Below are 23,196 nucleotides of genomic sequence, written 5' to 3'. Positions count from 1 at the left end.
ATGGCGACGGGGTCGCGATGGGGGTGGCGACGACGTCGCGGCGGGCGATGAAACTAGCGCTGGGAGTTTGGACGCTACCCGTTGGGCCGCCCGGACTCCACAGTGCCGACGGTGCGGGCGTACTCGGCGGCCAGGCCGTACAGCAGGGCGTCGAGGCCCAGCGCGAAGGCGCCCTCGTCCACGCTCTGCTGGTGCTCGGCGAGCCGGTGCGCCTGGCGCAGGTGCGGGTAGTGCGCGGCGTACAGCTCCGGGTCCTCGACGAAACCACGGGCGAACGAGCCGAGCGCCGACCCGGCCACGAAGTAGCGCAGGGCCGCGCCGATGTGGGTGGCCCGCGCGGGCGGCCAACCGGCGCGGACCAGCCCGCCGTAGACCGCGTCGGCCATGGCCAGCGCGGCAGGTCGACGGCCCGGCCCCTGCGCCAGGTACGGCACGATGTTCGGGTGCGCGGTGAGCGCCCGCCGGTACGACCAGGCCCAGTCGAGCAGCGCGGCGGCCCAGTCCCGGCTGGCGAAGCCGCTGGTGTCGACGGCGCCGGTGACCGTGTCGGCGACCGCGTCGAGGATCTCGTCCTTGGTGGCGAAGTGGTTGTAGAGCGACGGCCCGCGTACGCCCAGCTCGGCGGCGAGCCGCCGGGTGGAGAAGGCTGGCAGGCCCTCGGCGTCGATGAGCGCGGTGGCTGTCTCGACGATCAGCTGCCGGGTCAGCCGGGGCTGGCGGGGTCGGGGCACTGCGCTCCTCGCGGGTCTCGGCCGTCAGGTCTGGACGCGGCAAAACTTGCACCGCTAGTTTAAGGGTGACCGGCTGCGCCGACGCCAGGAGGACCACGTGGACTTTTCGCTGACCGACGAGGAGCGGGCGGTGCGGGACACCGTCCGATCGTTCATCCGCCGCGAGGTGATGCCCCTGGAGGCGGAGGTGCTCCGCCGGGAGAGGGCGCACCAGCCGGGCCTGGACCACTCCGAGGTGCGTGAGCTGCAACTCAAGGCGCGCAAGTTCGGCTTCTGGGGCCTGGCCACCCCCGAAGAGTACGGCGGGATGAACCTGCCGGCGGTGCTCCAGTCGTTGATCTGGACGGAGCTGGGCCACACCTTCGTGCCGTTCCGCTTCGGCGGCGAGGCGGACAACATCCTGTTCCACGCCACCGAGGAGCAGAAGCAGGAGTTCCTCGTCCCGACCATCGAGGGTGAACGGCGCTCCTGCTTCGCGATCACCGAGCCGGGTGCCGGCTCCGACGCCGCGAACATCCGGCTCTCCGCCCGCCGCGACGGCGACGACTGGATCCTGGACGGCGAGAAGACCTTCATCACCGGGGGCCACGACGCCGACTTCGCCATCGTGGTCGCGGTGACCGACCGGGAGAAGGGCGCCCGCAACGGCGGGGCCACCGCGTTCCTGGTGGACCGTTCGATGGGCTGGCGCTCGGAGTTCATCCAGACCATGGGCGAGGGCGGGCCCGCGTCGCTCATCTTCGACGGCGTACGCGTGCCGCACCGCAACATCCTCGGCGAGATCGGGCAGGGCTTCACGCTGGGCATGGAGTGGATCGGCAAGGGCCGTTACACCATCCCGTCGCACGCCATCGGCATCGCCGAACGGGTCCTCCAGATGGCCATCGACTACGCCAACACCCGGGAGACCTTCGGCACGAAGATCGGCACCAACCAGGCCATCCAGTGGATGATCGCCGACTCGGAGACCGAGCTGGAGGCGGCCCGCTGGCTGGTGCTGCGCTCGGCGTGGACGGTCGACCAGGGCCTGGACCCCCGGCACGCGTCGTCGATGGGCAAGCTCTACGGCGCCGGCATGGTCAACCGGGTCGTCGACCGGGTGCTCCAGATCCACGGCGGCATGGGCTACACCCGTGAGCTGCCCATCGAACGCTGGTACCGGCAGGTCCGGCTCTACCGGATCTTCGAGGGCACCGACGAGATGCAGCGACTGATCATCTCCCGGGACCTGCTGCGCGGCTACACGAAGATCGGTGGCCACCTGGCCTGAGCCCGCGTGAGTGGTCTCAGGCCACCGGCCGGCCGTGCCCCGCCGCGGGCGCGGCCGGCCTCACCCGACGAGCGCGGTCAGCGCGGCGTCCACGTCGGCCTCTGTGGAGTAGAGGTGGAACGAGGCACGGACCCGCCCGGCGCGCACCGCCGCCCGGATGCCGGCCGCATCGAGGCGCTGCTCCGCGTCGGGCACGTCGACGCTGACGATGGCGCTGTCCCCCGGCGGCCGGCCCAGCCCGGTCAGGAACCGGTTGGCCAGCGCCACGTTGTGCTCCCGAATCGCCGGCACACCGATCTCGGCGACCAGCTCCAGGGCGGGCGCCGCACCAACCCAGCTGAACCAGGCCGGCGAGATGTCGAACCGGCGGGCGTCGTCGGCCAGCCGCAGCGGCGGGCCGTAGTAGGAGGCGTGCGGGTCGCGGCCCGCGTACCAGCCGGCCGCGTCCGGGCGCAGCCGCTCGCGTAGCGCCGGGGCCAGATAGGCGTACGCGGTGCCGCGCGGATTCATCAGCCACTTGTAGCCGCCCACCGCCACCACGTCGGCCCGGCTCCCGTCGAACGGCAGCCAGCCGCACGCCTGGGTTGCGTCCACCACCACCAACGCGTCGTGCGCGCGGGCCGCCGCGACAATTTCGTTGTACGCGGCGACAGCACCGTCGGCCGACTGGACCAGACTGAACGCGACCAGGTCGGTGTCGGCGTCGATCGCGTCGGCCAGCCCGTCCACCGGCACCGTGCGGACCGTGACGCCCCGGCCCTCCTGGACCAGCCAGGGGAACAGGTTGGAGGTGAACTCGACGTCCGGCACGACCACCGTGGCACCGGCCGGCAGCGCCGCCGCGACCGGCGCGAGGATCTGGGACACGGCGGCACCGACCGCCACGTCGCTGTCCGGCACGTTGATCAGACCCGCGACCGCGGTACGGGAGCGCTGCACCGACTCGCCCCACCCCTCCCACGACGTGCTGCCGACCCGCCACGCGGCGAGAGCGTCCTGCAACGCCGTCCACGCCGGCTCGGGCGGCAACCCGTAGGAGGCGGTGTTCAGCCAGCCGGGTTCCGGCTGCCACAGCTTCTGTGCCTGCTCGATCTCCATGTGCTCGACGCTAGGCGGCACGGCCCCGAACGGGCACGGCCAATCGGCAACCGGCGGCCTGGGCGGACCGGGTCACGGCTGCCCACGGCGGCCAGCCGAGTCGCCCTGAGCCGGCGGGTGGATCCGGGCGAGGGTGTCGGCGAGACCGGCGAGCCACCGGTCGACCTCCACCAGGTGCCGGACGGACCGGGGGTCAGCCTTGCCGAGGGCTGGACGGATCCGGTCCAGTTCGGCGGCACAGCCGGTCGGGAGGGGCGTGGGACCAGCCGGCCGGTCGTGCGCGACCTCGTCGGCGAGGGCCGCGTACGCCGATCGCAGGTGCCCGGCGGAGTCCCGCAGCAGCACCGCAGCCGCCGGCCAGCCGGCAAGGCAGCCGGGCGGGTTGCGCCGCAGCAGCGACTCGGCGCCGGGCACCACGTGGTGCCCGGCGCTCAGGATCGCGGACCAGTTCACCTGCTGACGGTGCGGGTCGTGCCGCTCGAAGTGGTACTGGCAGTACGACGAGTCGATCAGGATCATCCGACGTCGCACCCGGTCGAGGGCGCGGTCCGGAGACGGAGCGTCACCGAGCATCGCCTCGACGGTCTGCTCGACCGCGTCCGCGTTGGCGGCCAGGTAGCGGGTGGCGTTGTGCCGCAGGTCGTGGGCCGCGCCACGTGGCCACATCGCCACGCCGACGAGAACACCGATCACCGCGCCGAGCAGCACGTCGACGAGACGGACCTCGGCGAGCCGCCACCCCTCCGGGCTGAGCTGGGCGAAGACGACCGTCAGCAGCAGGGTGAACAGCGCCTGCTGCCACACCGGACCGAGTAGGCGACCGACGCCGAAGGCCAGCATCAGGGTGACCGGCAGGACGACGGCGTACACGACGGGCTGGTCGACGACGACCATCAGCCCGCCGCTGACGGCGGCACCGGCGATCGTGCCCAGCACGGCCGGCCGCAGCGCGGTGCGGGTGTCCGAGGCCGAGGTACGCAGGACCGTGAGGGTGGCCAGCAGCACCCAGAAGCCGTGGGTCAGGTGCAACACCCCGGCGGCGACCCGGGCGAGGGCGAGCGCCACCGCCAGCCGGATCGAGCTGTGCAGGTGGGCCGAGCGGGGTGCCAGGTGGGAGCGGAACTGCCACCAGTACAGCGTCCACGGGCTATGTCGCGCGTACTCGAAGAGCCCCGAGGTCGCGTCCTCGCCGTGCAGCGGCGCCCCGGTGGCCACCCGGGCGCCGACGGCGAAGACCCGCACCTGGTCGGCGAGGGCCAGCGCTGTCGCGTCCCGGCACAACCGGGGTACGTCCGACGTGTCGCGGCCGTCGCCCTCCCCCACGGGGTACGCCGTCTCGGCTCGCCCGACCGCAGTGTCCAAGCCGTCGATGAGCACTGCCGGGGCACCTGGAGAGAGGCTGCGACCCGCGGCGCGGGTGGTGTCCGCGCACGAGCGCAGCAGACCTGCCGCCGCCAGGTCCCCGGCCGGCTCCGGCGGGGCGTCCGTCACCAGCCGGTCCGCCTCGACGAGCACCTCCCGCAGGGCGGCCGCGCAGATCCGCAGCGCCCGGTCCTGGACGCCCGCCGCGGTGGGGGCCCACTCCGGTGGGTTGCGGCCCAACTCGATGGCGGCCACCACGTCGTACGCCCGCTCGCGCCGCGCGTCCCGATCACCCGGACCGGCGTGCGGGTGGGTCAACCCGTCGGCGGTGGCGTCCAGGAGCGCCGCGACGCCGTCCGCCGCCTGGGTGAGACGCTGCCGGTAGGAGACCGGCACCGGATCGGGCCAGAGAACAACCTCGGCGGCGGCGAGCAGCACGATCGCGAACGTGACCCCGCCGAGTCGCTGCGGCAGGGTGCCCGGCTGGTACGGCGGGAAGGACGCCAGGATGTAGAAGAGCTGGAACGCGCTCGCCAACCCCACCAGGCGCGGGTTGCCAACCCCGGCGAACGCCACGACGAACCCGATGACCAGCATCCCGCCGGCGGCCGCCCACGTGCTCCACGCCAACAGCGATCCCGCGACGATCAGCGCCCAGACCCCCGGCAGCGACAGGACGAGGATCCGCGCCCGTTGCGGCGCGGGACCGGGCAGTTGCGCGAACGACCCGGCCGCGATCGTGCCGAACAGGCCGTACGTGGCGAGCATCGGACTGCCCGCGCCGTACCGGCAGCCGTAGAAGACGACGGACGCGACGATCGTCAGTCGCGCCGCGCGCCGCAGGATGGCGTCCCCCGGGTCACGGCTGCGGAGCCGGCCGAGGAGGCTGGTTGCCAGCACGCCTGCTCCCCCGGCTCGTCGCGGCACCCCTCCCCGGTCCACCATTCTGCTCCGGGGCGTCCCGGCACCGGCGGGTTTCGCGACGAAATCAGCGCCGAGAACCCCGGAACAGGCCGAGCCGCAGGGCCCGCAGCAGAGTGCCGGGGCGGCTCAGGGTCGCCGGGTGGTCGAGCATGGTGGTGACCCGACCCAGCCGGGCGTTGAGCACCGGATCGGTCAGCGACGTCCGGAAGAGCAGATCCCCGAACCACTTGGTGACCTTGTACCCGGGCGGGTACGGCCCGTCGACGTGCGGCAGCTCGATGTCGGCGGTGGTGGAGATCTGCCAGGCGGCGTCGACGACCACCCGAACCTGGTCGAAGTACGCCCGCGCGGGCTCGTCGTGGGGCGTCGGGCCGGACCGCAGGTACGCCGACAGGCAGGAGGCGTGCAGGGTCGCAGAGGTCATGCCCTGGCCGTACACCGGGTTGAAGGACGCGACGGCGTCGCCGGCCGCGACCAACCCGGCGGGCAGGCGGTCGAGCTTGTGGAAGTCGCGGCGTCGGCTGTCCGCCTGGTGGTACGTGACCACCCCGCCCAGCATCTCCCCGCGCTCGGCGATGTCGCCGAACATCTGCGGGTAGTGCTCCCGACACCGCGCCGTGAAGTCGGCGACGTCGCGGCTGGGCCGGTCGTCGTCGTAGCCGGCCACCAGCATGATCCACCGTTCTCCCTCGACCGAGTTGATGCCACCGATCCGCGCGGTACGTCCCTTGCCGGCCATGGTGTGGAAGACCGCGACCCAGGCGTCGCTGACCTTCTCGTCTCGCGTGAAGAGCGCCGTCGCGTAGTTCAGCTTGATCGGCATGCGCTGCATCGGCGGGCGGGGCCACCCGTGCTCGGCCAGCCAGTCGCTGAGCCGGCTGGACCTACCCATCGCGTCGACCACCAGGTCCGCCGGTTCGACGACGGCCTCGCCGCCGCCCTCGGGCACGTATCGCGCGCCGGTGACCCGCCGCTCGTCGAAGAGCAGACCCCCGGCCCGGCCGTACACCATGCGGATGTTGTCGACGGCGAGCGTCCGCCGTCGGACCAGCGCCTCCAGGAACGGACGCGTGGTGATCAGCGCCGGCCCGGTGCCGGTCGCTGCCGGCGGCAGCCCCAGTTCGCCGTTCACGAAGATCTTCGCCGTGCCCGGGTCGCTCGGCGGCGGCGGGGCACCGAGCGCCAGCGCCTCGTCGACGATGCCGGGAAACCAGCGTTCCAACTGGACCTGACCGGCGGGCAGCAGGGCGTGCACCTGGCTGCCCTGGGGCACACCCGGCCGAGGCCCGGCATCGACGTCGGACGGGTCCCGTTCGATGATCAGCACCTCTTCGGCGTGGTCGCTCAACACCCGGGCCGCCATCAGCCCGGCCATGCTGCCGCCGAGCACCACCGCCCGTCGGATGACCACTGTGGTCTCGGCTGGTCGTTCGGACGTCGTTATCTCCGAGAACAACCGGGACGCAGAGGGGGCCATGCGATCACTCCTCGAACGGTCGGGGAACCACAACATCCACGACCGTAACCATCTCCGGGCCTACCGTCAGTGCGGCAACCAGCTATGAATGTCGGATGAGTGCGAGCACGACGACCATCCGGACCCCACGCGTTCCGGTCCACCCGGTGCCCGGGCCGATCGCACGGTGGGGCCTTGTGTGTCTGGCGGCGGCACCTGGGTCGCGCGGGCGGGCTGCTTACCCGTCATCGTGACCTCGAACGGCCAGGACCACTGCGTCGACCTCGGCATCGGCGTGGCCTGCGCCACGACCACGCCGTAGAGCCGAAAGCGCCGCGACGGACGGCGACACGCGTCGATCTTCGGACAACCAGTGTGGGCGGCACCATCTACAGTGAATGATCTGTCGAGAGGCCAACGCCATGCTGAATGCCGAGGACCTTCCCCCGTTTCAGCGCGCCGTGTCCCACGAGTCGCAACGCGGCCAACGAGTGTTCACGACCCTGATCGCACTGCGGTTGTCCCTGCTCCTGCTGGCCGCCGTCGCGGGCGTCGCCACCTGGAAACTCGACGACTTCGCCCTGGGCCCGGCATTGGCGGCGGGCGCCTTCGCCGCCACCTCGATCGTCGAGGTCTTCCTGCTCACCAATCGTCCCAACGAGCGGTGGTACGTCGGCAGGGCCCTCTCCGAATCCGTCAAGTCGCTCACCTGGCGATTCGCGACAGCGGCAGAACCATTTCCCCGGTCGCGCAGCGACTCGGACAGCACCGAGGAATTCACCGGCCGGCTGCTGGGCCTCACCAGGGACATGTCGGCGGCCGGGCTGGCGGCGCCCGCGATGACCGGGCAACAGATCACCGAGGGGATGCGGGCTCTCCGCTCATCCTCCCTTGAGGACCGCCGTGCCGCGTACCTGACCGGCCGCCTGGAGAGCCAGCGGGCCTGGTACGCCGAGCGGTCGTTGTCGAACCGCGCCCGGGCGACGCGCTGGTCGGTCAGCATGCTCGTCCTGGAGATCGTGGGGGTGACCCTGGCCGTGTCGAGGGCTGCCGGCCTGACCGACGTCGACCTGCTCGGCGTGGCCGCCGCGGCGGTCGCGGCCGGCGCGGCATGGACGCAGACCCGGCAACACGGTGCGGTGGCGACGGCCTACGCCCTGGCGAGTCAGGAGCTTGCCGCCATGGGGTCGCTCGCCACCCGGATCAGGTCGGAAGCCGACCTGTCGCAGTTCGTGAACGACACGGAGACGGCGATTTCCAGGGAACACACGATGTGGCGAGCACGCCGGCGCTGACCGGACCGAAGGCCGGGCCACCCGATCGGCAGCGCTGCCGTCGCCACGTCAACACATCGACAGGAAACGAGGCAGCCAGTGCTCACCGTAGGCTCGGCGGACACGATCTCGGTGCCCGAGAGTGAACGATTCGGGTACTGGCACGACCTGGTGGCACGCGAGTCGGTCCCGATGCGGATCCACAGTGCCCACGCGGCAAACTTCCGCGCCCGCGCCGACGTCATCAGCCTGGGCGAGATCGTCCTGTCGTCCTGGCAGTACCCATCCCTGGACATGCAGCGGACCAGCACGTTCATCCGCCGCGGCGACCCGGAGATGTACGAGTTCGCGCTGCCGCTGTCCGGGTACGGCGGGGTGGAACAGGAGCGGCGGACGAACCGCTTCGCGCCGGGGCACTTCGCCGTCGTCGACACGTCGCGACCGCATCAGTCGTCCCATCAGGGGCGGTCGCAGCACGAGGATCTGTTGACCACCCTGACGATCCTCGTTCCGCACGATTTCATACCGCTGCATCCCAACAAGGTCGCGCAGCTCCTCGGCACGACCATCTCCGCTGCCGAGGGGATGGGCGTGCTGCTCAACCACTTCGTACGCCAGGTGTTGACCCACCCCGAGCAGTACCAGGAGAGCGACGTTCCGCTCCTGGGCACTGTCGCCCGGGACCTGATCTCCGCGATGCTGGCCCAGCGCCTGGACCTCACGGAGGCTCTACCGACCGAGGTACGCGGACACAGCCTGCGCGTGCGCGTCAAGGCGTTCATCGACGAGCACCTCGGCGACCCGGACCTCTCCCCCGGCACTGTCGCGGCCGCGCACCACGTCTCGCTCCGCAGCCTGCATCGAGCGTTCGAGGCCGAGGACCAGACCGTCGCCGAGATCATCCGGACGAGGCGCCTGGACCGGTGCGCGCGCGACCTGCGCGACCCCCTGCAACGCGGGCGGCCCATTCTCAGCATCTCCGCCCGCTGGGGCTTTCCCTCCCAGGCCCACTTCAGCAGGCTTTTCACGGCTGCCTTCGGCATGTCTCCCCGAGCTTTCCGCAGCGATCCCTCGGCACCTCGTCGGCATCGTTGACGAGACCAGTCAGTCGGTTCGGGTGCGCAGGCTGCGCGCCAGGGTGGGGATCATCACCGCCGCGGGCACCAGGTGCAGCCCGAGGAGAGCGGCGATGGTGGCGGTGTTCGCCCCGGAGATGAGGGCCGGAACCAGCGAGATCGCGGTCAGCGACACCGCCGTCCACACGAATCGGCTGGCGGGCTGAGCGCTCCACCGGCGAAAAGCGGCGGCGATGACGATGCCCACGACCGAGAAGAAGCCGGTCACCACGGCGAAGCCGGACAACGGGATCGCCTCGCCACCATCGGGGATCTCGAAGTCGACGCCGGCGCCCTGGGCGAGCGCGGCGGCGAGGGTGGTGGCCACCACCGCTGCGAGCGCGGCGACGAGGCCGGTGCCGACGAGCCCGCGGAACCGGTGGGTGTGGGTGGTCCGGGCCGGTGCCGGGCCTGCGACGACTCCGGTGTCATTCGTGCTGCTCATGTCGATCCTCCATCGGTAACTGGGATACGGGGTGTCTGGGCGCGACGATGCGCACCCTCGCCGTACGACGGCTGGGGTTGCGCAGGGCGCGGACGCCGGTGCCGCGCAGCCAGAACCCGGCGTCGCGGCCGAGGACCGGCCCGGGTTCGCCGTCGCGCAGCTCCAGCTGCACCCGCCCGTGGGTGACGACGCCGAACGCGTCGCGCCACTGCGCCGGGTCCACGACGACACGCTCGCCCCCGCGCAGCGTGAGCGTCCACATCGGGACTACTCCGTGCCGTCCGCCGGCAGTCGCTCCGGCAGCCCGAGCCGCGGGAACTGGTCGTCGTGGAAAACGGTGATCTCGGTGATCGCTCCGCCGGTGACGCGCAGGACGTCGAGCGTCAGCGGGAGGTACGCGCCCTCCTGCTGCCGCCACAGGTAGAAGGCGACCGCCGGCTGCCGGTTCACGGACGTGGGGATCCCACGCAGGCCCTTCATGCCGACGAATCCGTCCTGGACCCAGTCGTTCACCACCGCGTCGCGGCCGAGGTGCAGGCCGGGCGTGGGCGGCATCGAGTAGCGGACGTCGTCCCGCAGCATGGTAGCGAGCACGTCGATGTCGGTGGCCACGCTGGCGTCGGTGAAGCGGCGCACAAGCTCACGTGTCCCGGCGTCCTTCTCGCCGCCGGTCCAGTCCTGCCGCTCGGCGGGCAGGTGCTCCCGCATGCCGGCGCGAGCCCGCTGCAACGCGCTGTTCACCGAGTTGACGGAGTCCCCGAGGAGATCAGCGACCTCCTTCGCCGGCCAACCGAGCACGTCCCGCAGGATCAGCACCGCCCGCGGACGCGGCGCGAGGTGCTGGACCGCGACCAGGTACGCCAGCTCGATCGTCTCCCGCGCGACGGCGACGGCCTCCGGCTCGTCCGCGTCGCCAGCGGGCAGTTCGTCGAGCAGCCGATCCGGGTAGGGCTGCAACCACAGCACCTCGCCGCCGGTCGCCGGCTCCGGGCGACGCTTGGCGAGCAGGTCCAGGCAGGCGTTGGTGGCGATCCGGTACAACCAGGCCCGGAACGTCGACCGCCCCTCGAAGGTCTCCCGCCGCCGCCAGGCACGCAGGAACGTCTCCTGCACGGCATCCTCGGCGTCCTCGAACGACCCGAGGATCCGGTAGCAGTGCACGTGCAGCTCCCGCCGGTGCCGCTGCGCCAGCCCCGAGAACGCCGGCTCGTCGACCTCACCCAGATTGCTCACGCCCAGCTCCTTCAGCCGCGTGTCCGCACTCATCGCGTCATCCTTCCGCCTCGTCATGTCCTGTCGTAGGTATGACGGGCGCGGACGCCGGAACTCATCACCCCGGGGGTCCGAACGCGGTGATCCAGGCAGGCACGGTTCACCCCCGGCAGGGGGCACTGGCGCATGCCCGCGCACCCTGCCGGGGGATGTCCACGCCGTGACTCAGGCTGGCGCTCCCGCCGTCGCGGGCTTCTGTTCGTCGGAACGCGCAGCGGCCGTCTCGTCGGCGTCGTCGTGCTCGTCGAGCATCGTGGCCTCGTCGAACGGGTCGTCGCCCCTGAGCACCCCGACCGCCCGGTCCCGGTCGAACTCGCCGGTCCAGGTTCCGACCAGCACGGTCGCCACGGCGTTGCCCGCGAAGTTGGTCAGCGCGCGGGCCTCTGACATGAACCGGTCGATGCCCACGATCAGCCCGACACCGTCGACGAGGTCCGGTCGGTGCGACTGGAGCCCACCGGCCAGCGTCGCGATGCCCGCGCCGGTCACGCCCGCCGCACCCTTCGACGCGATGATCATGAACAGCAGCAGCGACACCTGCTCGCCGATGGAGAGCGGGTTGCCCATTGCCTCGGCGATGAACAGCGACGCCATCGTCAGGTAGATCGCCGTGCCGTCCAGGTTGAACGAGTACCCGGTCGGCACCGTGATGCCGACGACCGGCTTGCTCACCCCGAAGTGCTCCATCTTCGCGATCAGCCGCGGCAGGGCCGACTCCGACGACGAGGTCGACAGGATCAGCAGGAACTCCCGGCCGAGGTAACGCAGCAGCGAGAAGATCGAGATCCGGGCCACGAACCAGAGCAGCGCGCCGAGGAACACCAGCACGAAGATCAGACAGGTCGCGTAGAAGCCCAGCATGATCTGGGCGAGACTCTTGAGCGCGTCCACCCCGGTCGCGCCGACCACGGCGGCCATGGCACCGAACGCACCGACCGGCGCCAGCCACATGATCATGGCGAGGACCTTGAAGACGACGCGCTGGATGACGGCGATCGCGCCGAGCACGGGCTCGCCGCGCCGGCCCATGGCCTGGACGGCGAAACCGACCAGCAGGGCCACCAGCAGTGTCTGGAGGACCTCGCCCTCGGTGAGCGCGGACAGCATCGTGGTCGGGATGATCCCGAGCAGGAACTCCGTCGTACTGGCGGCTTCGTCACCGGCGGCGGCCTTGCCCGCGCCCGCGAGGTCCGAGCCCAGGTTCAGGCCGGAGCCGGGGTGGATGAGGTTGCCGACGACCAAGCCGATGGCGAGCGCCACCGTCGACATGGTGAGGAAGTAGCCGAGGGCGAGGCCGCCGACCTTGCCGACCTTCGCGGCCTGCCGGACGGACCCGACACCGAGCACGATGGTGCAGAAGATGACCGGGCTGATCATCATCTTGATCAGGTTGACGAAGCCGGTGCCGATCGGCTTGAGTTCCTTGCCGAAATCGGGGGCCACCAGGCCAACCACGATGCCGGCGAGCACGGCCACGATGACAGCGATGTACAGGTAACGGGTACGGTCCCGGCGGGCCGGGGGCGCCGGTGAGGTGGTGGATGCGGTGGTGTCCATGTCGACAATGTGAAGCGTGTCTCACCCGTTGACAGCCTTGCGGTCATTCTGTTCACCGCTGAGGAGACAACGGCAGCGGCGCAATGAGGAGGTGGTGGAGGTGGCCCGACGCCAGTGGAGCATCGCGGCGCAACTCTTCGCCCTCCAGGCGGTGGTGGTGACGCTGCTCGTGCTGGCCGGCGCGGCGGGCGCCGTCTGGCTGGCCCGCAGCGACTCCCGCCAGGCCGCGCAGGAGGAGGTGCTCGCGGTGGCGCAGACCGTGGCCGGCTCCCCCGACGTCCGCGCGGCCCTCGCGACCGTCGACCCGGCCAGCATCCTCCAGCCGTACGCCGAAGCGACCCGGGAGGCGACGGGCACCGACTTCGTGGTGGTGATGGCCCCCGATCGCACCCGTTTCTCGCACCCCACCCGGGAGCGGATCGGCGAGCCGTTCGTCGGCGACATCGGCCCCGCCCTGGCGGGCCGCGCGTTCACCACCACGAACGTCGGGACGCTCGGCGAGTCGGTGCGCGCGGTGGTTCCGGTGTACGACGAGCAGCGGCGCATCGTCGGTCTGGTCTCGGTGGGCATCACCACCCGCGCCATCAACCGCAAGCTGCTCGGCCAGTTGCCGGTGCTGTTCGGTGTCGCCGCGCCGGCCCTGGCGCTCGCCGCGACCGGCTCCTGGCTGCTCAGCCGCCGACTTCGCCGCCAGACACACGGCCTGGGGCCGGCGCAGATGACCCGCATGTACGAGTACTACGACGCGGTCCTGCACTCCGTCCGCGAAGGTCTCGTCGTGCTGACCACCGACCGGCGGGTGGCACTGGTAAACGACGAGGGCCGCCGACTGCTGGGGCTCGACGCGGACACGCCGGTGATCGACCAACCGGTCGCCGGGATCGACCTGCCGCCAGCGGCGGCCGAGTTGCTCGGCTCCGGGCGCGACGCCCGCGACGAGCCGATCGTCGCCGGCGACCGGGTGCTCGTGGCCAACCAGCGGACCACCCGCTTCGAGGGCGCGGTGCTCGGCACCGTGCTGACCCTGCGCGACCAGACCGAGCTGCGCACGCTGGCCAGCGAGCTGGACTCGGTGCGCGCGCTGACCGAGGCGTTGCAGGCGCAGACCCACGAGTCGGCCAACCGGCTGCACACCGTGCTGACCCTGGTCGAGTTGGGACGCGCCGACGAGGCCGTCCGGCTCGGCACCCGGGACCTGGCCCTCGCCCAGCAGCTCACCGACCGGGTGGTCGGCGCCGTGACCGAGCCCGCGTTGGCCGCGCTGCTGCTGGGCAAGTCCGCGCGGGCCGGCGAACGCGGGGTGGACCTGGTCATCGAGCCGGACTGCCGCCTCGACGACAGCCCACTGCCGAGCGGCGACCTGCTCACCGTGGTCGGCAACCTGGTCGACAACGCCCTGGAGGCGGTGGCCGGCACGCCGGCGCCACGCCGGGTGCGGGTCTTCGTCGGCGCCGTCGACGAGGAGCTGGTCATCCGGGTCGCGGACAGCGGCCCCGGGCTGGCCCCGGAGCGGGTGGCCGACGCGTTCCGGCGTGGCTGGTCCACCAAGAGCACCGGCCGCGGCCTCGGTCTGGCGCTGGTCGGGCAGGTGGTCCGCCGGCACGGCGGCAGCGCCGAGGTGACTCGCTCGGACGACGGCGGCAGCCTGTTCACCGTCCGCCTGCCCAATGGAGGTGAGCGGTCGTGACCGACATCCGGGTGCTGGTCGTCGAGGACGAGCCGCTGCTCGCCGAGGCGCATTCCGCGTACACCGAGCGGGTTCCCGGGTTCGTGGTGGTCGGCGTTGCGCACACCGCGCGGGCGGCGATGGCTGCCCTGCGCGCCAACGACGGCGGCGACGTCGACCTCGTACTCCTGGATTTTCGGCTGCCCGACCTGCACGGCCTGGACGTCTGCCGGGCGCTGCGCGCGGCCGGCAGCAGCGTCGACGTGCTCGCGGTGACCTCCGCACGGGACCTGGCGGTGGTGCGCACCGCGGTATCCCTGGGGGTGACCCACTACCTGCTCAAACCGTTCACGTTCGCCGCGTTCCGCGACAAGCTGGAGCGGTACGCGGACTACCGCGCGCAGGCCCTCGCCGACGGCGAGGTGGCCGCCCAGCACGACGTGGACCGGATGTTCGCCACCCTGCGCGGCACCGCCGGACACAGCCTGCCCAAGGGGCTCGACGCGCAGACCCTCAATCGGGTACGCGCCGCCCTCACCGACGGGACCGGCGCCCAGGCGGGGCTGTCCGCGACCGAGGTGAGCGGGCTGACCGGCATCTCCCGGGTGACCGCCCGCCGCTACCTGGAATATCTGGTGACCGTCGACCGGGCGGCCCGCAGCCCCCGCTACGGCACCCCCGGCCGCCCCGAAGTCGAATACCGACCCCGCTGAGCGACCCCGCTTCCAGCGTCGATCATGAAGTTGTGGTGCCTCGCATATGGAGCATCAGGGGGCATTGCTCCCACCACAACTCCATGATCGACGTCTGCTGTCGCCAGCAGCACGCGAGACGCGCTGTCAGGCGATCTGACGGAGGTCATCGCCGTAGTCGAAGATGATCCGCATCCGGGCGCCGAGCGCCCGTGCATAGCGGCTCAACGTCGCGACCTCGTTGGCCTCCAGATCGCCGTTCTCGATCTGGCTGACCCGGCCGGGCGTGACACCCATCAACTCGGCCACCTGCCGTTGGGTCAGGCCCAGCCGCTTCCGCTCTTCGGCAAGATGGAAAGCGCTGATCCACGCCTCGGTACGGGCACGTTCTCCGTCGAGCGCTTCATCGTCCCCGTCGTGCAACTCAGCCCGGATGTCGTTCCAGTCATGGAAGTCGCTCATCAGCCGTCCCTCCGTTTCCTCTCGAAGGCAAGCCAGCCCTCGTACGCGATTTCAGCGACCGGGATCGCTTTCTCATACCATCGATTCCAGTCGCCTGCCTTGTTACCGGCCACCAGCAGCACGGCCTGAGACCAAGGATCGAAGACGAACAGCACGCGAACGGCGACGTCCCTTCCAGATCTCGGTCGCAGTTCCTTGAGGTTGCTGATGGTCGAACCCCTGAGGGTGTCAACCAGCGGACGCCCCAGGCCCGGACCGGTCTCCGCGAGCATGTCGATCGCCACGTTGACCGACCGGTACGTCGCGGGGTCGGCCTGACGCAGGGATCGCAGCCAGTCGCGGACATCCGTTGTCGTCCTGATCGCCCAGCGACGTGGCGGCTCATGAGACATGGACCAACTATAGCCTGAACTATACACCGAGCGCTGCACCCTATTGCGGTGGCGGGGTGAAGATCCGTTGTTAGACTTGGCCGAGTTGGGTTGGTGGCACGACCAGGGAGACCAGACATGGCGGGTGACGACGACATCTCCGGGTGAGACCGGATGTGTTCGGCCATCGGTTCGGCGCGCGTAGGCGCAGCCGCCGAGGCCATGCCGTCGTTCCACCGGTTCCCGTTGTCGTCGGGCGACCTAGGCGCGCCCACCCCACCCTTTGAGGTCACTCGCATGTCTGATGCGTTCATCGTCTGCTCGAACCTGTCCTTCTCCTGGCCGGACGACACTCCGGTCTTCTCGGAGCTGTCCTTCACCGTCCCGGGCGGGCGCACCGGCCTGGTCGCGCCCAACGGCGCCGGCAAGAGCACCCTGCTGCGGCTGCTCGCCGGGGAGCTGCGGCCCAGCGGTGGCAGTGTCACCGTCGACGGCCTGCTCGGCTACCTCCCGCAGACCCTGCCGCTGGTCGGCGACCTGACCGTGGCGCAGGTCCTCGGCGTCGCCGAGCGGATCGCGGCCCTGCACGCCATCGAGGCCGGCGACGCCAGCGAGGCGCACTTCGCCACGATCGGCGACGACTGGGACATCGAGGAACGCACCCGCGCCGAGCTGGACCGGCTCGGCCTCGGAGAGCTGTCACTCGACCGGCGGCTGCACACCCTCAGCGGTGGCCAGGTGGTCTCCCTCGGTCTGGCGGCGCAACTGCTGCGCCGCCCGGACGTGCTGCTGCTCGACGAGCCGACCAACAACCTGGACCTGGAGTCTCGGCACAAGCTCTACGACGTGCTCACCGACTGGTCCGGCTGCCTGCTGCTGGTCAGCCACGACCGGGAACTGCTGGACCGGATGGACCGCATCGCCGAGCTGGACCGCGGGGAAATCCGCTGGTACGGGGGCAACTTCACCGCGTACACCGAGGCGGTGCAGGCGGCGCGGGAGGTGGCCGAGAGCAACCTGCGCAACGCCGAGCAGGAGGTCAAACGGGAGAAGCGGGAGATGCAGCAGGCCCGGGAGCGGGCCGACCGGCGGGCCAGCAACGCCTCGAAGAACCTCAAGAACGCCGGCCTGGCGCGGATCGTGGCCGGTGGGCTGAAGCGCAGTGCGCAGGAGTCGGCGGGCCGGGCGCAGGAAACCCACTCCAACCGGGTCGGTTCGGCCCAGGCGCGCCTCGACGAGGCCGGCCGGGCGGTCCGCGACGAGGACCGGATCACCGTGGACCTGCCGGACACCACCGTCCCCGGCGGGCGCACGGTCTTCTCCGGCCAGGGGATGCGGGCCCGCTTCGACGACCGGGAACTGTTCGGCGGCGACGGCGCCGACCTGGTGATCCGGGGGCCGGAGCGGATCGCGCTCACCGGGGCGAATGGGGTCGGCAAGTCGACAATGCTGCGCCTCGTCAACGGCGACCTGGAACCGGCAGGCGGCGAGCTGAAACGCGGCGACGGGCGGATCGCGTACCTGTCGCAGCGGCTGGACCTGCTGGACCTCGACCGCACGGTGGCGGAGAACTTCGCCGCGTACGCGCCGAGCCTGCCGGACGCGCAGCGGATGAACCTGCTCGCCCGGTTCCTGTTCCGGGGCTCCCGGGTGAACCTGCCCGTCGGGGTGCTCTCCGGCGGTGAGCGGCTGCGCGCGACCCTCGCGTGTGTGCTCTGCGCCGAGCCGGCGCCGCAACTGCTGCTGCTCGACGAGCCGACCAACAACCTGGACCTCGTCAGCGTCGCCCAGTTGGAGAGCGCGCTGTCCGCGTACCAGGGGGCGTTCGTGGTGGTCAGCCACGACGAACGGTTCCTCGCCGAGATCGGCGTGCAGCGCTGGTTGCGGTTGGCCGACGGCCAACTACGGGAGATCAGCGCCCCCGAGCGGGGCTGACCGTCGGCCGTCCGCGGCCCGGCCGGTGTGCGCCGGCTGGGCCGCGGCGCGGTCAGCTCACGTTGGCCGGGCCGAGGACGCTCTTCAGGTCACCCATCAGCGCGGTCGTCGCCGCCACCCGGAACGGGCCCAGCCGCAGGGTGGTGGTGCGCCCGCCGTTCTGGAGCTTGACGTGCACCTCGGTGTCGCCGGGGTGCAGCACCAGGGTTTCCTTGAGTTTCTCCACCAGCGGCGGTGTGCAGCGGTGCACCGGGATGGTGAGGGTGACCGGCTTGTTGGTGGCGCTGGTGCTGACGTCCGGCATGGACATGTCCATCGCCATGATCCGTGGGGTGTCGTCGCGGCGGTCCACCCGGCCCTTGACGACCACGATGGCGTCCTCGGCGATGTACTGCCCGATCACCTCGTAGGTGTTGGGGAAGAACAGCGTCTCGACCCCACCGGCCAGGTCCTCCAGGGTGGCCGAGGCCCAGGCACGGCCCTGCTTGGTGACCCGGCGCTGCACCCCGGACAGGATGCCGGCGAGGGTGACCACCGCCCCGTCGGGCACCGCGCCGTCCTCGGCCAGGGAGGCGATGGTGGTGTCGGCTGCCGCGTTGAGGATGTGCTCCAGGCCGAACAGTGGGTGGTCGGAGACGTACAGGCCGAGCATCTCGCGCTCGAAGGCCAGCTTGTCACGCTTGTCCCATTCGCTGTCGCCAATGACGGGCATCACCGTCGTGCTGCCGGTGTCGGCGTCTCCGAAGCCGGCGCCGAACAGGTCGTACTGGCCGACCGCCTCCTTGCGCTTGACATCGGCGTACGCGTCGATGGCGTCCGCGTGCACCGCGAGCAGACCCTTGCGGGGGTGGTCCAGCGAGTCGAACGCACCAGCCTTGATCAAGGATTCGATGGTCTTCTTGTTGCAGACCACCGCGTCCACCTTGGACAGGAAGTCGTAGAAGTCGGCGTAGTCGCCCTTCTCCTCCCGGCACCGCATGATCGAGGCGACGACGTTCGCGCCGACGTTGCGCACGGCGGCCAGACCGAAGCGGATGTCCTTGCCGACCGGGGTGAACGGCCCGGCCGAGGTGTTCACGTCCGGCGGCAGCACCTGGATGCGCATCCGGCGACACTCGGCCAGGTAGAGCGCCATCTTGTCCTTGTCGTCGCCGACGCTGGTCAGCAGCCCGGCCATGTACTCGGCCGGGTAGTGCGCCTTCAGGTACGCGGTCCAGTAGGAGACCAGGCCGTACGCGGCGGAGTGCGCCTTGTTGAAGGCGTAGCCGGCGAAGGGCACCAGGACGTCCCACACCGCCTGGATCGCCTCGTCGGAGTAGCCGCGCTCGCGGCAGCCGTCCCGGAACGGGATGAACTCCTTGTCGAGGATCTCCTTCTTCTTCTTACCCATGGCCCGGCGCAGCAGGTCCGCCTGGCCGAGGGTGTAGCCGGCGAGGATCTGCGCGGCGCGCTGCACCTGCTCCTGGTAGACGATCAGGCCGTGGGTGGGCTCCAGGATCTCCCGCAGCGGTTCTTCCAGCTCAGGGTGGATCGGCGTGATCTCCTGGAGCTTGTTCTTGCGCAGTGCGTAGTTGGTGTGCGAGTCGACGCCCATCGGACCGGGTCGGTACAGGGCCAGGACGGCGGAGATGTCCTCGAAGTTGTCCGGCTTCATCAGCCGCAGCAGGGACCGCATCGGCCCACCGTCGAGCTGGAACACGCCCAGGGTGTCACCGCGGGCCAGCAGCTCGTACGCGGCCTTGTCGTCCAGCGGCAGGCCCAGCAGGTCGAGCTTCCGACCGTGGTTCAGCTCGATGTTCTTGACCGCGTCGTCGATGATCGTCAGGTTGCGCAGGCCGAGGAAGTCCATCTTCAGCAGCCCGAGCGACTCGCAGGTCGGGTAGTCGAACTGAGTGATGATCGCCCCGTCGGCGTCGCGGCGCGTCAGCGGGATGTGCTCGATGATCGGCTCGGCGGACATGATGACGCCGGCGGCGTGCACTCCGGTCTGCCGGATCAGCCCCTCGATGCCCTTGGCCGTGTCGATCACCTTGCGGACGTCCGGGTCGGAGTCGTACAGGCCGCGGATCTCACCCGCCTCGGCGTAGCGGGGGTGCTTGTTGTCGAAGATGCCGGTGAGCGGGATGTCCTTGCCCATCACCGCCGGTGGCATGGCCTTGGTGATCCGGTCGCCGACCGCGTACGGGAAGCCGAGGACCCGGGCCGAGTCCTTGATCGCGGCCTTCGCCTTGATCGTGCCGAACGTGGCGATCTGGGCGACCTTGTCCTCACCCCACTTGTCGGTGACGTACTTGATCACCTCACCGCGCCGACGCTCGTCGAAGTCGATGTCGACATCCGGCATCGAGACCCGCTCGGGGTTGAGGAACCGCTCGAAGATCAGGCCGTGCTGGATCGGGTCAAGGTCGGTGATGCCCAGCGCGTACGCGACGAGCGACCCGGCGGCGGAACCACGACCCGGGCCCACAGCGATGCCCTGGTTCTTCGCCCACTGGATGAAGTCGGCGACCACGAGGAAGTAGGACGGGAAGCCCATCTGGTTGATGACGCCCAGCTCGTACTCCGCCTGGACGACATGCCCCTCCGGGATGCCGTTCGGGTAGCGGCGGGCCAGGCCGGCGAACGTCTCCTTGCGGAACCAGGACTCCTCGGTTTCCCCGTCGGGCACCGGGAAGCGCGGCATCAGGTTGTGGAACTCGAACATGCCGGTCGGGTCGACCTTCTCGGCGACCAGCAGGGTGTTGCGGCAGCCCTCCTGCCACAGCTCCGACGAGTCCACAGCGCGCATCTGGTCGGCGCTCTTGATGAAGTAACCGCCACCCTCGAACCGGAACCGGTTCGGGTCGTCGATGTTGCTGCCGGTCTGCACGCAGAGCAGCACGTCGTGGGCGGTGGCCTGCGCCTCGTGGGTGTAGTGGGAGTCGTTGGTGACCACCGGCGGGATGTCCAGTTTGCGGGCGATCTCGGTGAGACCCTCGCGGACCCGACTCTCGATGGAGAGGCCGTGATCCATGATCTCCAGGAAGTAGTTTTCCTTGCCGAAGATGTCCTGGTAGCTCGCGGCGACCTTGAGCGCCTCGTCGAACTGGCCCAGCCGCAGCCGGGTCTGCACCGCGCCGGACGGGCAGCCGGTGGTGGCCATGATCCCCTCGGCGTGCTCGGCGATCAGCTCCATGTCCATCCGGGGCCACTTGACGTAGTGCCCCTCCATGGACGCGCGCGAGTTGAGGGTGAACAGGTTCTTCAGGCCCCGCGCGTTCTTCGCCCACATCGTCTTGTGGGTGATCGCGCCGTTACCGGAGATGTCGTCGCTCTTCTGCTCCGGCCGACCCCACTTGACCCGCGCCTTGTGGTAGCGCGACTCCGGCGCCACGTACGCCTCGACGCCCAGGATCGGGGTGATCCCGGCGGCCATCGCCTGGTTGTAGAAGTCGTTCGCGCCATGCATGTTGCCGTGGTCGGTGATCGCCACGGCGGACATGCCGAGCCGCTTGGCCTCGGCGAACAGGTCCTTGAGGCGGGCCGCTCCGTCGAGCATCGAGTATTCCGTGTGCACGTGCAGATGCGCGAACGAATCGGCCATGCCTGGCGCCCCCCGGCGGTGTGGATCTTGTTGGTCGGAGCCGACCGGGACCTACCCTACCGAGGTGATCTCGGCGGCTCCACCGTCCGCGCCGACGGTCGTGGCCCTCGTCTCCTGCTCGCCCGCGAGTGCGCCTAGGCTCTTCAGGATGGCGAGGTACTACGACGTGCACCCGGAGAACCCCCAGCCCCGGATCATCGGCCAGGTCGCCGACCTGATCCGCCGTGGTGGGCTGGTCGCCTACCCCACGGACTCCTGCTATGCCCTGGGCATCCAGCTGGGCAACCAGGACGGGCTGGACCGGATCCGCCAGGTCCGCCACCTCGACGACCGGCACCACTTCACGCTGGTCTGCCGGGACTTCGCGCAGCTCGGCCAGTTCGTCCGGATCAGCAACGCGGTCTTCCGGCTGGTGAAGGCGTCCACCCCGGGCAGCTACACCTTCATCCTGCCGGCCACCAAGGAGGTGCCCCGTCGGATGTTGCACCCGAAGAAGCGCACCGTCGGGGTGCGCGTACCCCGGCACACCGTCACCCAGGCGCTGCTGGCCGAGCTGGCCGAGCCACTGGTGTCGAGCACCCTGGTCCTGCCCGGCGACGACGAGCCGATGACCCAGGGGTGGGAGATCAAGGAACGGCTCGACCACCAGCTCGACGCGGTGCTCGACGCCGGCGACTGCGGCAAGGAGCCGACGACCGTGATCGACCTGTCCGGCCCCGAGCCGGAGATCCTGCGCCGGGGTGCCGGCGACGTGTCCCGCTTCGAGTAACGCGTCGGGTGCCGGACCGTACCGGGTCGCGGCGGCCGCACCGGTCGTACGCTCGGGGATCGGCACCGGCGAGCATTGGACACCCGGCATGCCCGACGCGGACGACATCGACGCGCTGGCCCGGTCCGCCGGGCACGGCGACCCGGCGGCCCTGGACGCCCTGCTGCTCGCGGTGCGCCCCGAGGTGCTGCGGCTGTGCGCACGCTTCCTGCCCAACCGGGAGGACGCCGAGGAGGCCTGCCAGGACACCCTGCTGGCGCTGGCCAACGGGATCACCCGGTTCGAGGGGCGCTCCTCGTTCCGCACCTGGCTGCACCGGCTGACCGCCAACCGGGCCCGCTCGACGTACCGCACGCTGCGCCGCCGCTGGCGGTTGGAGGCCGGCGGCGTACCCGTGCCCGAGCAGGCCGACCCACGACGGACCAGCGTGGTCGCGGGCACCCGCCTCGACCTGCTCGACGCCTTCGACGCGGTCCGCCCCGACCTCGCCGAGGTGGTTGCCCTGCGCGACGTCCTCGGGCTGAGTTATCCCGAGATCGCGGCGCTGCTCGACGTGCCGGTGGGCACCGTGAAGTCCCGGCTGCACCTGGCCCGGCGGCAGGTCCGGCAACGACTCGGCTCCGAGTGAGCACCGCCGGGCGACTCCCCTGGATCCGCCGGCTCCTCGCCGGTGGCATCGTCCTCGTGGCCGCCGTGGCGGTCGCGGCCTGCGGCGGCACCGACGCGGTCGCGCCGCTGCCGGTGCAACCACCCGCCGAGTCCCGACCGTCGCCGACCCCCTCGGCGATCCCGGCGCCCACAGCATCTCCGTCCCGACCGCCGCCGACCAGCGGGCGTCCGATCGCGGCACCGCCCGCGCCGACCACCGCCAGGGGTACGCCGCACCGCCCGGCCGCCACGTCGACCGGGCCGACCACGAGCTGCCAGGGCGCCGTGCGCTACGACCTGCCGCTGGCCGAGACCGAGCTCGAACTGCTGCGGTCCCTCTGCTTCGCCACCGGCGCGGTGCTGCGGATCCAGGGCATCGGCCCGGGCCTGGTCACCGTCGACCGCCCGGAGCTGGTCTCGCAGCACTACGAGGCCGGCGTGGTGGACATCCGGTTCGTCCGCCCCGGCACCGTCGACGTCACGATCCCCCAGCAGGACCGGGAGCACATCATCACCGTGGTGGTCCGCTAGCCCGCCGCGATCTGACCGGCCGGCGCATGGTCGCC

The 23,196-nt window shown here is 70.9% G+C and carries 20 protein-coding genes; 9 read left to right on the top strand and 11 right to left on the bottom strand.

What is annotated here, in order from left to right:
- Positions 1-74 precede the first annotated feature (74 nt).
- Positions 75-731 (bottom strand): TetR/AcrR family transcriptional regulator, encoded by a 657-nt coding sequence (locus FBZ33_RS09825; protein WP_088947394.1) that lies wholly within the window; start codon positions 729-731, stop codon positions 75-77.
- A 97-nt stretch (positions 732-828) separates the two neighbouring features.
- On the opposite strand from FBZ33_RS09825, the gene FBZ33_RS09820 reads away from it, so the two are divergent.
- Positions 829-2,001 carry an acyl-CoA dehydrogenase family protein gene (locus tag FBZ33_RS09820; protein ID WP_141908807.1) on the top strand — a complete coding sequence of 391 codons (1,173 nt, stop codon included), beginning with the start codon at positions 829-831 and terminating at the stop codon, positions 1,999-2,001.
- A 60-nt stretch (positions 2,002-2,061) separates the two neighbouring features.
- Here FBZ33_RS09820 and FBZ33_RS09815 read toward each other — a convergent pair whose 3' ends face one another.
- From FBZ33_RS09815 to FBZ33_RS09805, 3 genes are all read right to left on the bottom strand, one after another.
- Positions 2,062-3,099, bottom strand: coding sequence for an aminotransferase class V-fold PLP-dependent enzyme (locus FBZ33_RS09815; protein ID WP_141908806.1), 1,038 nt, complete (start codon positions 3,097-3,099; stop codon positions 2,062-2,064).
- Between the two features lie 72 nt (positions 3,100-3,171).
- On the bottom strand, positions 3,172-5,361 hold the full coding sequence (locus FBZ33_RS09810; protein WP_141908805.1) for an FUSC family protein: 2,190 nt from the start codon (positions 5,359-5,361) through the stop codon (positions 3,172-3,174).
- 88 nt (positions 5,362-5,449) lie between these two features.
- Entirely contained in the window at positions 5,450-6,862 is a 1,413-nt protein-coding gene (locus tag FBZ33_RS09805) for an NAD(P)/FAD-dependent oxidoreductase (RefSeq protein WP_221629446.1), read from the bottom strand.
- A 377-nt stretch (positions 6,863-7,239) separates the two neighbouring features.
- Here FBZ33_RS09805 and FBZ33_RS09800 point away from each other — a divergent pair, with 377 nt between their 5' ends.
- Both FBZ33_RS09800 and FBZ33_RS09795 read left to right on the top strand, forming a co-directional pair.
- Entirely contained in the window at positions 7,240-8,136 is an 897-nt protein-coding gene (locus FBZ33_RS09800) for a DUF4231 domain-containing protein (protein WP_141908804.1), read from the top strand.
- Positions 8,137-8,214: 78 nt separating this feature from the next.
- Complete coding sequence (locus tag FBZ33_RS09795; protein ID WP_141908803.1) at positions 8,215-9,210, top strand: helix-turn-helix domain-containing protein; 996 nt, start codon at positions 8,215-8,217, stop codon at positions 9,208-9,210.
- 9 nt (positions 9,211-9,219) lie between these two features.
- On the opposite strand, the gene FBZ33_RS32690 is transcribed toward FBZ33_RS09795, so the two are convergent.
- From FBZ33_RS32690 to FBZ33_RS09780, 4 genes are all read right to left on the bottom strand, one after another.
- The gene (locus FBZ33_RS32690) at positions 9,220-9,675 is read right to left on the bottom strand and encodes a DUF6069 family protein (RefSeq protein ID WP_185755261.1); all 456 of its coding nucleotides are present in this window, start codon (positions 9,673-9,675) and stop codon (positions 9,220-9,222) included.
- On the bottom strand, positions 9,659-9,937 hold the full coding sequence (locus FBZ33_RS32685) for a hypothetical protein (protein ID WP_185755260.1): 279 nt from the start codon (positions 9,935-9,937) through the stop codon (positions 9,659-9,661). The genes FBZ33_RS32690 and FBZ33_RS32685 overlap by 17 nt, the downstream gene beginning before the upstream one ends.
- Before the next feature lie 5 nt (positions 9,938-9,942).
- Positions 9,943-10,941 (bottom strand): RNA polymerase subunit sigma-70, encoded by a 999-nt coding sequence (locus FBZ33_RS09785; protein WP_141908802.1) that lies wholly within the window; start codon positions 10,939-10,941, stop codon positions 9,943-9,945.
- A gap of 171 nt (positions 10,942-11,112) precedes the next feature.
- A complete protein-coding gene (locus FBZ33_RS09780; protein WP_141908801.1) occupies positions 11,113-12,504 on the bottom strand; it encodes a cation:dicarboxylate symporter family transporter in 1,392 nt (463 codons plus the stop codon).
- 100 nt (positions 12,505-12,604) lie between these two features.
- Here FBZ33_RS09780 and FBZ33_RS09775 point away from each other — a divergent pair, with 100 nt between their 5' ends.
- A complete protein-coding gene (locus tag FBZ33_RS09775) occupies positions 12,605-14,191 on the top strand; it encodes a sensor histidine kinase (protein WP_141908800.1) in 1,587 nt (528 codons plus the stop codon).
- The gene (locus tag FBZ33_RS09770) at positions 14,188-14,883 is read left to right on the top strand and encodes a response regulator (protein WP_099852182.1); all 696 of its coding nucleotides are present in this window, start codon (positions 14,188-14,190) and stop codon (positions 14,881-14,883) included. Before FBZ33_RS09775 ends, FBZ33_RS09770 begins: the two co-directional genes overlap by 4 nt.
- A gap of 126 nt (positions 14,884-15,009) precedes the next feature.
- Here the strand turns inward: FBZ33_RS09770 and FBZ33_RS09765 are convergent, their stop codons facing one another.
- Entirely contained in the window at positions 15,010-15,324 is a 315-nt protein-coding gene (locus FBZ33_RS09765) for a transcriptional regulator (protein WP_141908799.1), read from the bottom strand.
- Positions 15,324-15,716 carry a type II toxin-antitoxin system RelE/ParE family toxin gene (locus FBZ33_RS09760; protein WP_141908798.1) on the bottom strand — a complete coding sequence of 131 codons (393 nt, stop codon included), beginning with the start codon at positions 15,714-15,716 and terminating at the stop codon, positions 15,324-15,326. Before FBZ33_RS09760 ends, FBZ33_RS09765 begins: the two co-directional genes overlap by 1 nt.
- Positions 15,717-15,992: 276 nt before the next feature.
- Between FBZ33_RS09760 and abc-f the strand changes: the two genes are divergently transcribed.
- On the top strand, positions 15,993-17,630 hold the full coding sequence (gene abc-f, locus FBZ33_RS09755) for a ribosomal protection-like ABC-F family protein (RefSeq protein ID WP_141908797.1): 1,638 nt from the start codon (positions 15,993-15,995) through the stop codon (positions 17,628-17,630).
- A gap of 52 nt (positions 17,631-17,682) precedes the next feature.
- On the opposite strand, the gene dnaE is transcribed toward abc-f, so the two are convergent.
- Complete coding sequence (gene dnaE / locus FBZ33_RS09750; protein ID WP_141908796.1) at positions 17,683-21,213, bottom strand: DNA polymerase III subunit alpha; 3,531 nt, start codon at positions 21,211-21,213, stop codon at positions 17,683-17,685.
- A 148-nt stretch (positions 21,214-21,361) separates the two neighbouring features.
- Between dnaE and FBZ33_RS09745 the strand changes: the two genes are divergently transcribed.
- From FBZ33_RS09745 to FBZ33_RS09735, 3 genes are all read left to right on the top strand, one after another.
- On the top strand, positions 21,362-21,982 hold the full coding sequence (locus tag FBZ33_RS09745) for an L-threonylcarbamoyladenylate synthase (RefSeq protein ID WP_141908795.1): 621 nt from the start codon (positions 21,362-21,364) through the stop codon (positions 21,980-21,982).
- A gap of 88 nt (positions 21,983-22,070) precedes the next feature.
- Positions 22,071-22,610, top strand: a complete 540-nt coding sequence (locus FBZ33_RS09740) for an RNA polymerase sigma factor (RefSeq protein WP_141908794.1) — start codon at positions 22,071-22,073, stop codon at positions 22,608-22,610.
- Positions 22,607-23,161 carry a hypothetical protein gene (locus FBZ33_RS09735; RefSeq protein WP_255508781.1) on the top strand — a complete coding sequence of 185 codons (555 nt, stop codon included), beginning with the start codon at positions 22,607-22,609 and terminating at the stop codon, positions 23,159-23,161. The genes FBZ33_RS09740 and FBZ33_RS09735 overlap by 4 nt, the downstream gene beginning before the upstream one ends.
- Positions 23,162-23,196: the final 35 nt, after the last annotated feature.

Origin of the sequence: Micromonospora sp. A202, assembly GCF_006715105.1 — a bacterium.
Taxonomy (GTDB): domain Bacteria; phylum Actinomycetota; class Actinomycetes; order Mycobacteriales; family Micromonosporaceae; genus Micromonospora; species Micromonospora zamorensis.
The sequence above is the reverse complement of the archived record's forward strand: the minus strand, read 5'-3'. Positions and strand labels throughout refer to the sequence as shown.